Origin of the sequence: Ralstonia pickettii (assembly GCF_030582395.1) — a bacterium.
Taxonomy (GTDB): domain Bacteria; phylum Pseudomonadota; class Gammaproteobacteria; order Burkholderiales; family Burkholderiaceae; genus Ralstonia; species Ralstonia pickettii_D.
Genome location: NZ_CP104382.1, coordinates 316,862 through 329,900 on the forward strand (window position 1 = coordinate 316,862; position 13,039 = coordinate 329,900).

The 13,039-nt window shown below is 67.2% G+C and carries 10 protein-coding genes; 5 read left to right on the forward strand and 5 right to left on the reverse strand.

Annotated elements, in window-relative coordinates; all coding sequences use genetic code 11:
* Window positions 1-5: 5 nt before the first annotated feature.
* Window positions 6-1,523 carry a sensor domain-containing diguanylate cyclase gene (locus N5B55_RS18165; RefSeq protein ID WP_304540887.1) on the reverse strand — a complete coding sequence of 506 codons (1,518 nt, stop codon included), beginning with the start codon at window positions 1,521-1,523 and terminating at the stop codon, window positions 6-8.
* Window positions 1,524-1,817: 294 nt separating this feature from the next.
* Here N5B55_RS18165 and N5B55_RS18170 point away from each other — a divergent pair, with 294 nt between their 5' ends.
* The 3 genes from N5B55_RS18170 (at window position 1,818) to N5B55_RS18180 (ending at window position 6,692) form a co-directional block, all read left to right on the forward strand.
* Window positions 1,818-2,012 carry a hypothetical protein gene (locus N5B55_RS18170; protein WP_065854113.1) on the forward strand — a complete coding sequence of 65 codons (195 nt, stop codon included), beginning with the start codon at window positions 1,818-1,820 and terminating at the stop codon, window positions 2,010-2,012.
* Window positions 2,013-2,295: 283 nt separating this feature from the next.
* On the forward strand, window positions 2,296-4,929 hold the full coding sequence (mprF, locus tag N5B55_RS18175; protein ID WP_304541864.1) for a bifunctional lysylphosphatidylglycerol flippase/synthetase MprF: 2,634 nt from the start codon (window positions 2,296-2,298) through the stop codon (window positions 4,927-4,929).
* Window positions 4,926-6,692, forward strand: coding sequence for a virulence factor family protein (locus tag N5B55_RS18180; RefSeq protein WP_304540889.1), 1,767 nt, complete (start codon window positions 4,926-4,928; stop codon window positions 6,690-6,692). The genes mprF and N5B55_RS18180 overlap by 4 nt, the downstream gene beginning before the upstream one ends.
* Here N5B55_RS18180 and N5B55_RS18185 read toward each other — a convergent pair.
* Window positions 6,689-7,654, reverse strand: a complete 966-nt coding sequence (locus N5B55_RS18185; RefSeq protein ID WP_154205635.1) for an AraC family transcriptional regulator — start codon at window positions 7,652-7,654, stop codon at window positions 6,689-6,691. The two genes, N5B55_RS18180 and N5B55_RS18185, sit on opposite strands and share 4 nt — an antisense overlap.
* A gap of 143 nt (window positions 7,655-7,797) precedes the next feature.
* Here N5B55_RS18185 and N5B55_RS18190 point away from each other — a divergent pair, with 143 nt between their 5' ends.
* Window positions 7,798-8,661 (forward strand): NmrA family NAD(P)-binding protein, encoded by an 864-nt coding sequence (locus N5B55_RS18190; protein WP_304540891.1) that lies wholly within the window; start codon window positions 7,798-7,800, stop codon window positions 8,659-8,661.
* Here the strand turns inward: N5B55_RS18190 and N5B55_RS18195 are convergent.
* The 3 genes from N5B55_RS18195 to N5B55_RS18205 form a co-directional block, all read right to left on the reverse strand.
* Window positions 8,658-10,385, reverse strand: coding sequence for a SulP family inorganic anion transporter (locus N5B55_RS18195; protein WP_065854123.1), 1,728 nt, complete (start codon window positions 10,383-10,385; stop codon window positions 8,658-8,660). The genes N5B55_RS18190 and N5B55_RS18195 overlap by 4 nt on opposite strands.
* A 79-nt stretch (window positions 10,386-10,464) precedes the next feature.
* Entirely contained in the window at window positions 10,465-11,013 is a 549-nt protein-coding gene (locus tag N5B55_RS18200) for a sunset domain-containing protein (RefSeq protein ID WP_304540894.1), read from the reverse strand.
* Window positions 11,014-11,221: 208 nt separating this feature from the next.
* Window positions 11,222-12,148: a LysR family transcriptional regulator gene (locus tag N5B55_RS18205; RefSeq protein WP_304540895.1), complete on the reverse strand. Its 927-nt coding sequence runs from the start codon at window positions 12,146-12,148 to the stop codon at window positions 11,222-11,224.
* A 112-nt stretch (window positions 12,149-12,260) separates the two neighbouring features.
* Here N5B55_RS18205 and N5B55_RS18210 point away from each other — a divergent pair, with 112 nt between their 5' ends.
* Window positions 12,261-13,010 carry an SDR family oxidoreductase gene (locus tag N5B55_RS18210; RefSeq protein ID WP_304540897.1) on the forward strand — a complete coding sequence of 250 codons (750 nt, stop codon included), beginning with the start codon at window positions 12,261-12,263 and terminating at the stop codon, window positions 13,008-13,010.
* Window positions 13,011-13,039: the final 29 nt, after the last annotated feature.

The window sequence follows — 13,039 nt, forward strand, 5'->3', positions numbered from 1 at the left end:
CGGGGCTAGACCACCGCCAGCTTTGGCCGCTCCTGTCTGGGCAAGACCACGTTGCGGCCGGCGGCCTTGGCTTCATACAGCCGCCCGTCGGCCAGTCGAACGAGGTCTTCCAGCGTGTAGTCTTCGGCGGCCACGCCCGAATGCACGGCCACGCCGATGCTCACCGTCAGCTTGCCGTACGCGCTTCCCGCGTTCGGCTCGTCTGCGGCCAACACCGCGGCCCGAATGGCCTCGGCCACGCGCACGGCCCCGCTCAGATCCGTATTGGGCAGCACGGCGCAGAACTCCTCGCCGCCGTAGCGGCCCGCAAAATCGCCGGGGCGCTTGATGCTGTCGTTCACGCAGCGCGCCACGGTGCGCAGCGCGGTGTCGCCGGCGGCGTGCCCGTAGCGGTCGTTGTAGCGCTTGAAATCGTCCACGTCGATCATCAACACCGCCATCGGGGTGTGATGCCGATTGGCACGGCGCCATTCCACATCGAGCGCGGCGTCCAGGGCGCGGCGCGTGCCGAGGCCGGTCAGGCTGTCCGTATTGGCCAGCAAATGCAATTGCTGCTCCATTTCGAACCGCTTGCGCAGATGCTGCGCAAACAGGATCGACAGCGCGATGAACACCGCATCGAGCATCAGCACGATGCCGCCGATCACCCACGCGCGCTGCCACCACTCGGCGTAGATGTCTTCGGTGGCAAGCCCGACGGTGACGATGAGCGGGTGGTCGCCGATATGGCGGAAGCTGAACAGCCGCTCGATACCGTCAAGGCCCGCGACGTCCACATACGAGCCTTCCGGTGCGAGCAGCCGCTTCTGGAACGCGGTGGCATCGGCCAGGCTGCGGCCGATGAGCTTTTCGTTGTACGGGCGCCGCATGAGCAGCGTGCCGTCGGTGCGGATCAGCGTGACGGTGGCGTGGGGGCCAAGGTTGATGCCGTCGAACAGCCGCCGGAAGTAGTTCAGCCGCAGCGTGCCGACCACGATGCCGTTGAATTCGCCGTGCGGGCCGTTCAGGCGCCGGCTGAGCCCCAGCGATCGGTCCAGGCCGGTCGCGCGCGGGATGAACGGCTCGCTGATGTACAGCCCGACGTTGTCGGAGCCTTGATGCACTTGAAAATAGTCGCGGTCGCCCAGGTAAATGCGCCGTGGCGGCACCGAGTGCGAATCGATGACCACGTCGCCGGCCTTGTCGGTCACCAGCAGCGAGCCCAGGTCCTGCGCATTGGTCGAACGGTCGAACAGCACGAGCTGGCGAACGTTGGGCGGCAGCGCCAGCATGGCAGGATCGCGCACGCCGTCGATCACGGCCTGCAGCGAGAGGTCGTACACCTCGATGTTCCGGGCGATGTCGCGCTGCAGGATCAGCGAAAGGTTGTCGGCGGCATCGCGTGCGCGGGCCAGTGCGTCCGAGCGCATTTCCCACAGTGACAGCGCGGTGAGCGCGGCCAGCATCAGCGAAAGCACTGACGCGCCGATGATCAGCAGAGAGGGCCGCCGAAGGAATGCACCGGTGGCGCGCTGTAAAGGCATGCGCAGAATTGTGAAAATATTGAAAAGGGTGGTGTGAGTTGTGTACCGGACTCCACCTTCCTACGCAATACTGACTAAGACGTTTTCAGCACCGAAAAGGTTTGCGCATCCCGATTCGATCCCTTCTGCGCAACGTTTTTCGGCTGCTCGGGCGCACAGTTTGCTGAGCATCGGCTGAGTGCCGCACCTGTCGTGCCGGGCACACCCCTCGCCGGACATACGCTCATGCCGCCCTCCATGTCATCCTGTTAATCCGGCTTTGCCTATTCTGGGTAAGCATCCTTGGAGAACGCCATGCCAGAGCCAGACGATCGCGCCTCACCCACGCCGGCGCCCGCCAATCCGCATCCGCCCGTGGCCGACACGCACGAGGAAGCGCTGCTGGATGAAGGCATCGAGGAAACCTTTCCCGCGAGCGACCCGGTTTCCGTTGATGCCGGCAAGCCCAATGTGCCGCCCAAGCCGCCGGAGAGCGCGCCCAAACCGTAAAATGCGCAAACGCGTGTCAACGAATCGGCCTCTTCAGCCGTATTACGTTGGCCGCCAATAGCGTGCGAATCCAACACACGCGCCGTTTGAGGCGCGAGTCGCGAGAAGGCCGGCGCGCGCCGCCAGCCCGTGCCGATAGGCCGGGTCCAATCAAGAAGTCGATATCGTCCGAAGCGTGAGCTTCGGGGGATTGGCTTGCCGCGCTCTTCCATCGGCGGGTGTCCGGATTCGCATGTCGCATCGACAAGGCCCTCCGCCCAGCCAGCAGGATTTCGTTTTCACCATGCCTGACGCCGCGTCCAACGACGCCAGTCCAACACCCCGCCGATCCTCGGCCCACCCCGCGCCTGCCACGCCGGCCACGCCTGCGCGGCCCGATTCCGGCCTCGGCCTTGCCGGCTGGATCGTGGTCGGCATGGTGCTCGTGCTTGGCGCACTCGTGTTCGACAGCCTGTATGCCCTGCTGGACCACGTTCACTACGCCGATATGGTCGCCGCGCTGCAGGCGACGCCGCGCTCGCACCTGCTGCTGGCCGTGCTGGCCACGGCGCTGAGCTACGTTGCCCTGACCGGCTACGACGCGTCCGGCCTGCGCTATGCCGGCGCGCACGTCGCCCCCGCCACGGTCGCCACCACTTCGTTCATCGCTTACGCGCTGGGCAACACTATCGGCCTCGGTTCGTTGACAGCCGGGGCGGTGCGCACGCGCCTGTACGCGGCGGCCGGGGTCGATGCCGCCCGCGTGACGGAGGCGGTTGCGTTTGATGCCGGGGCGCTCGGCGTGCCCACCACCGCCTTTGGCGCAGTCGGGCTGCTCTGGGGCGCGCCGCACATCGCCGCCATTACGCATCTGCCGGTGGCATTGCTCGAAGTGGTGGCCTTGCTGGTGCTGGCGGGCGTCGTTGCGTTGCTGCTGCTGTGCATGCGCCAGCGCCATGTGATGCTCTTCGGCCGCTGGGAGATCCGCCTGCCGCCGCCCGGCTTGGCCGCGCGTCAGTTCGCGATCTCGGCGGCGGACATGATTGCGGCCGCGGCGGCGCTGTGGGTGCTGATGCCGGCAGGCGCGGTCGATCTGCCGACGTTCGTGGCGTTCTACGCGCTGGCGGTCACGCTGGGCGTCCTGAGCCAGAGCCCGGGCGGCCTGGGCGTGTTCGAGGCCGTCATCCTCCTAGGCTGCAGCGGCCAGGCGCCGCCGGCCGAGGTGCTGGCCGCGCTGCTGTTCTACCGCGTCATCTATTTCCTGCTGCCGCTTGTCGTGGCTGCGGCCATGCTCGGCGCGTTCGAGTTGCGTTCGGGCGCCGGGGCGCCGTTCGGCCGCGCTGCGGTCAAGCTGTCGCCAGGGCTGCTGGCCGCGCTGACGATGGTGGCGGGCGTAATGCTGCTGGTCTCGGGCGTCACCCCGGCCAGCGACGAAGCGGAAGACCTCCTGCGCATGCACGTGCCGCTGTTCGTGGTGGAAGCCTCCCACATGATCGGCAGCGTGGCCGGGTTCATCATGCTGTTTGTCGCACGCGGGCTGTTGCACCGGCTGGACGCCGCGTGGTGGGCGGCGCTGGTGCTGTCGCTGCTCACCGGCGTGCTGGCGCTGCCCAAGGGCATTGCCGTGTCGGAGATGGCGGTGCTGGTGACCCTGGCGGTGCTGCTCGTCGTCTCGCGCCGGCAGTTTGACCGGCCGTCGTCGCTGTTCTCGCAGCGGTTGGAGGCGGGATGGCTGCTCGCCATGGTCTGCGTGTTTGCGGCGTGTGTGTGGATCCTCTTCTTCGCCTACCGCGAGGTGGCCTACGCCAACCAGCTCTGGTGGCAATTCACCTTCGACGGCGATGCGCCGCGTTCGATCCGCGCGCTGATGGCCGTGGCCGTGACGGGGCTCGGCTTCGGCATGTGGCAGCTCTTTCGCAAGGAGCCGGGCGTTACCACCTACCCCAGCGACGAAGAACTCGCCCGCGCGGCCGAGATCGTCCGCAAGCAGCCCGCCGCCGACGCCACGCTCGCGCTGATGGGCGACAAAAGCCTGCTGTTCTCGCCGTCGGGTAACGCGTTCATCATGTACGCCAAGCAAGGGCGCTCGTGGGTGGCGCTGTCCGACCCCGTGGGCGCGCAGCAGGAATGGCCCGAACTGATCTGGCGCTTTATCGAAATGGCCGACGCGCATGGCGGGCGCGCCGCGTTCTACAAGACGCGGCCGCAGACGCTGCCGCTGTATCTCGATGCGGGCCTGCGCGCCTACAAGCTGGGCGAGGAGGCGTATGTGTCGCTGCCCGAGTTCAGCCTGAAGGGCTCGCGCCGTGCCAACCTGCGCCATGGCGTGACGCGCGGCGAACGCGAAGGGCTGTCGTTCGAGATCATCCCGACGGCGGAGGTGTCGACCGTGCTGGACGAATTGCGCGCCATCTCCGATGAATGGCTGCGCAATCAGAACGCGCGCGAGAAGGGTTTCTCGCTCGGCGCATTTGAGGACCGTTACATCCTCAGCCAGCCTGTGGCGGTGGTGCGCCGCGAAGGCGTGATCCTCGCGTTTGCCACGCTGATGTGCCCTGACGTGCTGCGCATCGAGGCGAGCGTCGACCTGATGCGCTATCGCAGCGACGTGCCGCCGGGCACGATGGATTTCCTGTTCGGCAAGGTCATCCTCCACTTCCAGGCGCAGGGGTATCAGCGTTTCGGGCTGGGCATGGCGCCGATGTCGGGCATGGTTGAGCATCAGCTTGCACCGCGCTGGCACCGCTTCGGACGGATGATGTTCCGGCACGGTGCGCGCTTCTACAATTTCAGAGGGCTGCGCAATTTCAAGGACAAGTTCGAGCCGGTGTGGGAAGCCCGCTACCTCCTCGCACGTGGCGGTCTTGCGCCACTGTTCACATTGACGGACGTCGCCGCGCTGATCGGCGGCGGCTTGAAGGGAGTGATCTCCAAATGAGTTGGCAAGCACCGCGCACGCAAGAGGCGCGGCATCGGGGAGTGCTACGCGAAGGCTTGCGTTGGGCGGGGCATGCAGGTGCCATCGGCATGATGCTGGCAGCGTCCTGGGCCATCGCCGCCGATGCTCCTGCGCCTGCACCCAAACCGGCACCCGTGCAGGGCGCGGTGCTGGTTCCGCCCGTGGGTATGACAGGGGCGAGTGGTGTCGTGGCGGTGCCGCCGCGTGGTGACATGCCGCCTCGGCTGCAAATGAGCGGAGCCGCGGTGACGGCGAACAAGGCAGCCAATGGCGGCGTGCTGTCGCTGCCGGTGGTGGCGCCCGCTACGCCCGCCGCCGCACCGGGTGCCGTCGAATTTGTCACGCACGGGCGTTTTCGCGATGTGCCGGTCTACAAACCGAAGGGCGAAATCCGCACCGTCGTGTTGATGCTGTCGGGCGATCTCGGCTGGACGCCCGCTGCCTCGCGCATGGCAGAGAGCCTTGCGCAGCAGGGGGCGCTGGTGGCAGGCCTGTCGACGCCCGCGTTGTTTGCGAGCCTGGAAGCCGACCCGGGCGATTGCGCTTTCCCCGATGGCGATCTCGAAAACTTCAGCCGCTTCCTGCAGGCCTATGAGAAGGTGCCCGGCTACTACCCGCCCATCCTGGTCGGCGACAACGAAGGCGGTGCGCTGGCCTACGCCATGATTGCCCAAGCGCGCCCGAACATCTTTGCCGCAGCCATGTCGATGGAGTTCTGCCCGGTGCTGGAGCTGCACAAGCCGCTGTGCAAAGGCGAGGGTGTGCACTTCAGCCGCCGCATGAGCGAGAGCCGCACCACGGCCAAGCGGGTCAAGCCCCCCGAAAACGCGGGCGTGGTCCTGCTACCCGCCACGAAGCTGTCTGCGCCGTGGGTGGCGCTGCAATCGACCGTACCGACGTCGTTTGCGCGGCGCTCCGGTCCGCTGTGCGAAGCGCGTGCCACGCAAGCCTTCATCGATACGATTTCGGGGGCGCAATCGGTGGCGTTGCCGGCCGCCGCGTCGGCTGCCAATGCGCCGCCCGTGACCGCCTCCGAGCCATTCAAAACCGCCTTCGCCAAGCTTGTCGCGCAGCGCAAACCACCGCCCCCGCCCCCGCCCGCGGCGGTTTCCGACTTGCCGATCATCGAGGTGCCCGCGCAGCCCGGTACGTCGTCCGAGCTGTTCGCTGTGCTGCTCTCGGGAGATGGCGGTTGGGCAGGGCTGGACAAGGAGGTCGCCGCGGCGCTTTCCAAATCCGGCGTGTCGGTGGTCGGTATCGATTCGCTGCGCTATTTCTGGACGCCGCGCACGCCTGCCTCCGCCGCCGCAGACATGGACCGCCTCGTGCGCTTTTACGCCGCGCGCTGGAAGAAGCAGAAGGCGTTGCTGATCGGCTATTCGCAAGGCGCAGACGTGCTGCCCTTCATCGTCAACCGCTTGCCGGCGGCGTCGCGCGAGCATGTTGCGCTGGCCGTGATGATGGGCCTGGGCAAGCGCGCCGATTTTGAGTTCCACATGACGAACTGGGTGTCGAGCAGCGCATCCGGCCTGCCGATCCTGCCCGAGGTGCAGAAGCTGCCGGCGGGTCTGGGCATGTGCATCTACGGCAAGGAAGAGAAGGACACCAACTGCCCTGGCCTGGATCCGAAGCAGGTGCAGCTCGTGAAGCTGCCGGGCGGCCATCACTTTGATGGCGATTACGCCAAGCTGGCGCGCATCATTCTTGAAGGCGCGCGTGCAGCGGGGAACGCCGCGCGCTAGCCTGCCAGCGCCGCGGCTGACGTGCGTCGAGCGGCCCCGGGCGTCACCCCATTGAACCGCTTGAACGCCCGGCTGAATGCCGCCTCCGACTGGTAGCCCAGCCGGCTGGCGGCTTCTGCCAGCGGCACGCGCTCTTCCTGCAGCCAGCCCAGAGCAATCTGCATGCGCCATCGGGCGACGTATTGCATGGCCGGTTCACCCACCAGGCGCGTGAAGCGTGCCGCAAATGCAGAGCGCGACATGGCCGCCGCGTCGGCGAGGGCGTTCAATGTCCAATCGCGTTCGGGCTCCCGGTGGATGAGCGCCATCGCGCGGCCGATCTGCTTGTCTTGCAACGCGCCGACCCAGCCGCTGCGCGCGGCCGGATCGCGCTCGATCCAATCGCGAATGGCCAGGATGACGAGGATGTCCGCCAGCCGCGTCACCATGGTTTCGCCGCCGGGTTGCGGCGTGCGAGCCTCGGCGGCCATGAAGTGCAGCGTCTGGTCGATCCACTGTGCGTGCGGAGACTGGCGGCTGTCGATGCACAGCGCCGCCGGCAGCAGCGCCGCCAGCCGTCGTGCGGCCGGATGGTTGAAGCGCACGGCTGCGCAGACCATCCGCGCAGGCTCGCCGCCGCCGCCGTGGCGCAGAACCTCGTAGCGCTCGCTCATCAGCTCGCGGGGCAGGTCGAACAGGCCGGCGGACGCGACGCCCGGCTGGCTGGTCAGCCTGTGCCCGGTGCCGCGCGGCACGATGGCCAGGTCGCCGACGCTGAGCGGGCGGGGCGCCTCGCCATCCAGTTCCAGCCAGGCGCACCCGCTGGCAACCACGTGCAGCATCATGCAATCGGGCATCGGCGGCAGGGCGAGCCCCCACGGCGCGGAGAACTCCGAGCGGCAATAGAACACGCCGTTCATGCGCAGAAAGTGCAGCGCTTCGCCCAGGGGGTCGATGTGGGTCCAGGGGGAGGGGGTGTTCATAGTGGCATCCGGTCCGTGACATGCGCATTCTGCTCTGATCTGGACGATCGGGCATGAACGCAGGACGCGCAATCACATCGCAGGCGGCGCGGCTTTCCATACTGGAGGCGTCTTCTACCCGCCATGCCTCCAGGAGCGCTCCCATGCCGATCGTCCAGACTTTTAACGTTCCCCCTGTCTCTTCCGTCCTCGTTCTGGGCGCGACCGGCAAGACCGGTGCGCGTGTCGCCCAAGGCCTGCGCAACCATGGCGTGACCGTGCGCGAGGGCTCGCGTAACGCCAGCCCCGCATTCGATTGGGAGGACGCTGCCACCTGGGCGCCGGCGTTGGCCGGCATGGATGGCGTCTACATCAGCTATCAGCCGGACTTGGCTGCGCCGGGCGCAGAGGCGGCCATCGCCGCATTCGCCGATGCTGCCAAGGCAGCAGGCGTGCGCCATCTTGTGCTGCTCTCGGGCCGTGGCGAACCGGCTGCACAGCGCTGCGAAGCCATCGTCCAGAACAGCGGACTCGCCTGGACGGTGCTGCGCGCGGCCTGGTTCAACCAGAACTTCAGTGAGGGCCATCTGCTTGAACCCGTGCTGGCCGGCGTGATCGCGCTGCCAGCCGGCAATGTCGCCGAACCATTCGTCGACGCCGATGACCTGGCCGATGCCGCCATCGCCGCATTCACCGATGTGCGGCATCTCGGCCAGTTGTACGAGATGACGGGGCCGCGCGCGCTCACATTTTCGGAGGTGGCGGGCATCCTGAGCGATGCCCTCGGCCGCACCATCCACTATCAGCCGATGGAAACCGGTGCCTATGTCGACATGCTGTCCGATTACGTGCCACGCGCGTTTGCGGAATTTCTGGGCGGGCTGTTCAGCGAGGTGCTGGATGGCCGCAACACGCAGGTGGCCGACGGCGTGCAGCGGTCGCTCGGGCGCGCGCCGCGGGATTTTGCCGACTACGTGCGAGATGCGGCGAAAACCGGTGCCTGGAGTGCGCTGACGGTGTCGGGCTAGGCCGGGGCCGGGGCCGGCATGCCGGCGGTTGTAGCCAATGACTGCACACATTCATCCACGCTCAGCTCATGCAGCATCTCGGTGCGCAGCGTGTCGTCGGTGGCCCGCTGCAGGACGGTCAGCGCGCGCGGCTTGAGCCGCACCAGCATCAGTTGCAGGCCGCGCGCTGCGCATTCGGCGGCAAAGATGCGCAGCGCTTCGATGGCGGAGCCGTCCACGTCCGGCGTTTCTTCCAGGCTGAGCATGATGGTTCGCAGCGCAGGCTCGTGCGGCTGCTGCAGCATCGCGCGAACCTGGCCGAGCACGCGTTCGGTGTTGGCGAAGAACAGCGGCACCTCGGGCCGGACGATGAGCACGCCAGGCACGGGCTTGGCTTCGGGGTGTAGAGACACATCGACGAAATCGTGGCTCTCGCGCAGGCGGCCGAGCACGCTTACGTTGGGCTCGGAAAGCTTGCGCAGGGTGAGGAGCAAGCTCACGCCGATTGCGGCTAGCAACCCGTGCAGCACGCCCAGCACCAGCACGGCCAGCAATGCGGCAATCACCACGAGCCGATCGCGGTGCCAGGCCCAGTAAGGTCTGAACACTGCGGGATGCAGCGAGTGGCTGACCGCAAAGATCACGATGGCCGCCAGCACCGGCTCGGGAATACGCGCGAGCTGCGGCAGGAACAGCCACACGATCAGCGCCACCACGGCCGCCGCGCACAGCCCTGAGAACCGCGATTGCGCACCCGCGGCTTCGTTGGCAGACGTGGCGGAATATCCGGCGCCGACGGGCATGCCGTGCAGCAGGCCCGAGAGCAGGTTGGCGCAGCCCAGGGCGACGAGGTCACGGTTGGCGGAGATACTGTCGCCGTGCTTGAGCGCGAAATTTCGGATCGAACCGTAGGACTCGGCATAGAGGATCAGCATGAGTGCAAAACCGAGTTCGGCGCTCTGCATCCATTGCGCGCGGCCCAGGTCGGGTACGCCGAAGCTGATGTTCTGCAGGTCGATATGGCCGACCACGGCAATGCCGTAAGCATGCCAGTCGATCCAGTAGCCGGCTGCGATGGCCAGCACGATGACGACCAGCGTGGCCGGAATGCGCCCCCAGCGCCCGAGGCCGAAGAGCAGCGCGAGTGCGACGGCGCCCAATGCCGTGCTGTACGGGTTGGCGCCAGCCGCGCCGGCGATGAGGTCGAGCGCCACGCGGGGCGTGTCGCTGTGATGAACGGCCACGTCGAGGATCTTGGGCAACTGCTTGATGGCAATCGTCAGCGCCAGCCCAAACGTGAAACCGCGCAGCACCGGCCGCGCGATGAAATCTGACATGCCGCCCAGCCGCGCCGCCCCCGCCAGGATGAACAGCACGCCCGTCGCGATGATGAGCGCGGCGGCCATCGTGAGCGCCGTCGCGCCGCTGGCGCCGGGCTCCGACAGCACCGTTGCAAACAGCACGGCAGCGGACGACGACGTGGCCGAGACAATGGCAAAGCGGCTCGTGCCGAGCAGCGAATAGACCACCAGGCCGCACATCAGCGCGATCAGCCCGGCTTGCGGCGGCAGGCTTGCGATGCCCGCATAGGCAACGGCTTCGGGCAGCAACAGACCTGCAATCGAGAACCCGGCGATGACGTCGCGCACCACCCGCTGCTGTGGCGGCTGGGGCGGCGCATCCAGTGGGGCGAAGCTCTCCGGATGTTGCAGGGCGGTGGCGGGATGTTCGTTGCTTGGGGGCATGCGGCGCGGTGGTCCGGCTGAAATAGACAACGCCGCGACCCCGGTGGGCCGCGGCGTACGGTTTTGCTACAGGCGTGTCTTATTTGGTACAGGCCTTGTTGCGGCTCGGGCGCATGCCGGCGGCCTTGGCATCGGCTTCGGTCATGTATTCGCCCTGCTTGGTCTTGCCGTAGTAGCGATCGCCCGGGCAGTGGTAGACCTTGGTGCTGGCATTGGCCCACACCTTGTCCGGGCCGCCGCCGGGAGCAACGGCGCCTGCACCGGCTGCGGCAGGCTTGGCGGGCGTGGCGGCGGCGGGCTTGGCTGCGGGTGCGGGGGCGGGCGCGGCGGCAGGCGCAGCTGGAGCCGCTGCGGCAGGTTTGGCCGGGGCCGGCGCGGCAGGCGTTGCTGCGGGGGCGGCCGGCGCGGCGGCTGGGGCACCGCCTGCGCTGGCTTTCTTGTCGACTCCACCATGGCCGCGGCAAGCGCCCTTGAGCGTCGCGCCGCTGTAGGGGGTGCCGTCCTTGCAGACCGCATGAACGGCCGCCGGAGCAGCTGCCGCAGCGGTGGCAGGTGCGGCGGTGCCCTGGGCAAAGGCCGAGCCCATCACCAGCGCACCCATGGAAAACATCAACGCAGACAGTTTCATAACGAGACCCTCAACGAGGCACGAATATACGTGCGTGACCGATTAACGCTGGCCGACAGCGGGCGTTGACCAACCCGAGGGTTTGTCAGAAGACAAACGCTGCAACTTTGATCATTCCGCAACAGTCGGCGACGCCTGGAGGCGCAGACGGCCAATGCGGCGCCGGCGCCATCCCAGCATAGGCAACATCAGATGCCCCGGCGAAGATTCAGGCGAATGCGTCGACACCCTGCACGAGCCGCTTGGCCAGACGGGGCTGCCGTAGTTGTTCCAGCCACCATTGGAGTGCGCGGCCTTCACCGTCGCCATCGCCGCTGCGCCAGCCGACGTAGAGCAGGTTCGGCTCGCGTGGATCGGTGGTGCGCTTTTCAATCAGATCGCCGCGCGCGAGCAGCGTCGCCACGCGGTGCCTCGGCAGCCAGCCGACGCCCAGGCCGTCGCGCTGGGCCAGTGTCTTGGCGCGCATGCTGGGCACGGCGAGCGTGGGCTGCCCGCTGAGCATGCCGTACGCGCGGCCGGCAGTGGTGCGCGCGGAATCGGCCACCACCACGGCGCGATGCCGGGCGATTTCCTCGCGCGTGAGCGGCGCGTCGATAGCTGCCAGCGGATGCCGGGGCGACACGGCAAACACCCATTCCACCACGCCCAGTTCGAACCACCCGAGGTTGGGAATGGACGGCGGCTCGTTGGTCGCTCCGATGACGAGATCGGCGCAGCCATCGCGCAAAGCCTCCCAGGTGCCGGCCAGCACTTCGTGCGTTACGCGCAGCGCCACGCCCGATTGCAACGCATCGAACGCGTGGATCACGGGCATGAGCGATTCGAATTCCAGCAGTTCGTCCGTCACGATCCACAGGCGGTCTTCCCAGCCGTTGGCCACCTGCCGCACGCGCTGCGTCACGCGCGACACATCTTGCGCAAGCCGCGCGGCTTCTTCCGTGAGCAACTGGCCGGCGGGCGTGAGCTGCAGCCGGTAGCGGCGCCGGTCAAACAGCAGGGCGTCGAAGCGCTGCTCCAATTGCCGTGCGGCGTACGACACGGTCGACGGCGCCTTGCCCAGTTGCGCCGCCGCGCGCGACAGGCTGCCCGTTTGCCGGATGGCCTCCAGCAGGGCCAATTCCTCGTCTGTCAACATGTGCAATTCCTTCGAACGTGTCCATCGTCTGGATCGTATGGCAAACCGCTTGTCCGCGTCCACACTGCAGTCACGCGATTGTTCAAGTTCAACTTATCCCATGGAGGACATCATGAATCGCTTCGAAGGCAAGACCGTTCTGGTCACTGGCGGCAACAGCGGCATTGGCCTGGCAGCCGCCCAGGCATTTGCGCGGGAAGGCGCCCGCGTGGTCATCACCGGCCGCGATGCGGCAGCACTGGAAACGGCGCGCGCTACGCTAGGCAGCAACGCGGTTGCCATCCGCAACGAAACCGGCACCGTGGCGGCCGCTCGCGAGTTGACCCGCCAGCTTCAGGAGGCCGGCGTGCGTCTGGACGCCGTGTTCATCAACGCCGGCATGGCCAAGTTTGCCGCCGTCCCGGACGTGGACGAAGCCCTGTGGGACGCCACCTTCAACGCCAACGTGAAGGGCGCGTTCTTCCAGGTTCAGGCGCTGCTGCCCATCCTCAACAAGGGCACGTCGATCGTGCTGAACGGCTCCATCAACGCGCACATCGGCATGCCGAATTCGTCGGTCTATGCGGCGAGCAAGGCGGCGCTGATCTCGCTGGCGAAGACGCTTTCAGGCGAACTGATCAGCGCCGGCATCCGCGTGAATGTGGTCAGCCCCGGCCCGGTGAGCACGCCGCTGTACGGCAAGCTCGGCATGGATGCCGATACGCTGTCGGCGACCGCTGCACACATCCAAAGCCAGATCCCGCTGGGTCGCTTTGGCCAGCCGGAAGAGATTGCTTCGACCGTGCTGCACCTGGCGGCACCCGAATCGGCGTTCATTGTCGGCACGGAAATCATTGCCGACGGCGGCATGAGCCAGCTCTAACTCAACCCTTGTTATGGCGTGCCGCACAC

Bases quoted from the DNA above. Each gene is read 5' to 3' on its own strand.
- N5B55_RS18170 (WP_065854113.1), top strand. From the start codon at position 1,818: ATGCCAGAGCCAGACGATCGCGCCTCACCCACGCCGGCGCCCGCCAAT.
- N5B55_RS18190 (WP_304540891.1), top strand. From the start codon at position 7,798: ATGCCGATCGTCCAGACTTTTAACGTTCCCCCTGTCTCTTCCGTCCTC.
- N5B55_RS18180 (WP_304540889.1), top strand. From the start codon at position 4,926: ATGAGTTGGCAAGCACCGCGCACGCAAGAGGCGCGGCATCGGGGAGTG.
- mprF (WP_304541864.1), top strand. From the start codon at position 2,296: ATGCCTGACGCCGCGTCCAACGACGCCAGTCCAACACCCCGCCGATCC.
- N5B55_RS18165 (WP_304540887.1), bottom strand. From the start codon at position 1,523: ATGCCTTTACAGCGCGCCACCGGTGCATTCCTTCGGCGGCCCTCTCTG.
- N5B55_RS18185 (WP_154205635.1), bottom strand. From the start codon at position 7,654: ATGAACACCCCCTCCCCCTGGACCCACATCGACCCCCTGGGCGAAGCG.
- N5B55_RS18200 (WP_304540894.1), bottom strand. From the start codon at position 11,013: ATGAAACTGTCTGCGTTGATGTTTTCCATGGGTGCGCTGGTGATGGGC.
- N5B55_RS18210 (WP_304540897.1), top strand. From the start codon at position 12,261: ATGAATCGCTTCGAAGGCAAGACCGTTCTGGTCACTGGCGGCAACAGC.
- N5B55_RS18205 (WP_304540895.1), bottom strand. From the start codon at position 12,148: ATGTTGACAGACGAGGAATTGGCCCTGCTGGAGGCCATCCGGCAAACG.
- N5B55_RS18195 (WP_065854123.1), bottom strand. From the start codon at position 10,385: ATGCCCCCAAGCAACGAACATCCCGCCACCGCCCTGCAACATCCGGAG.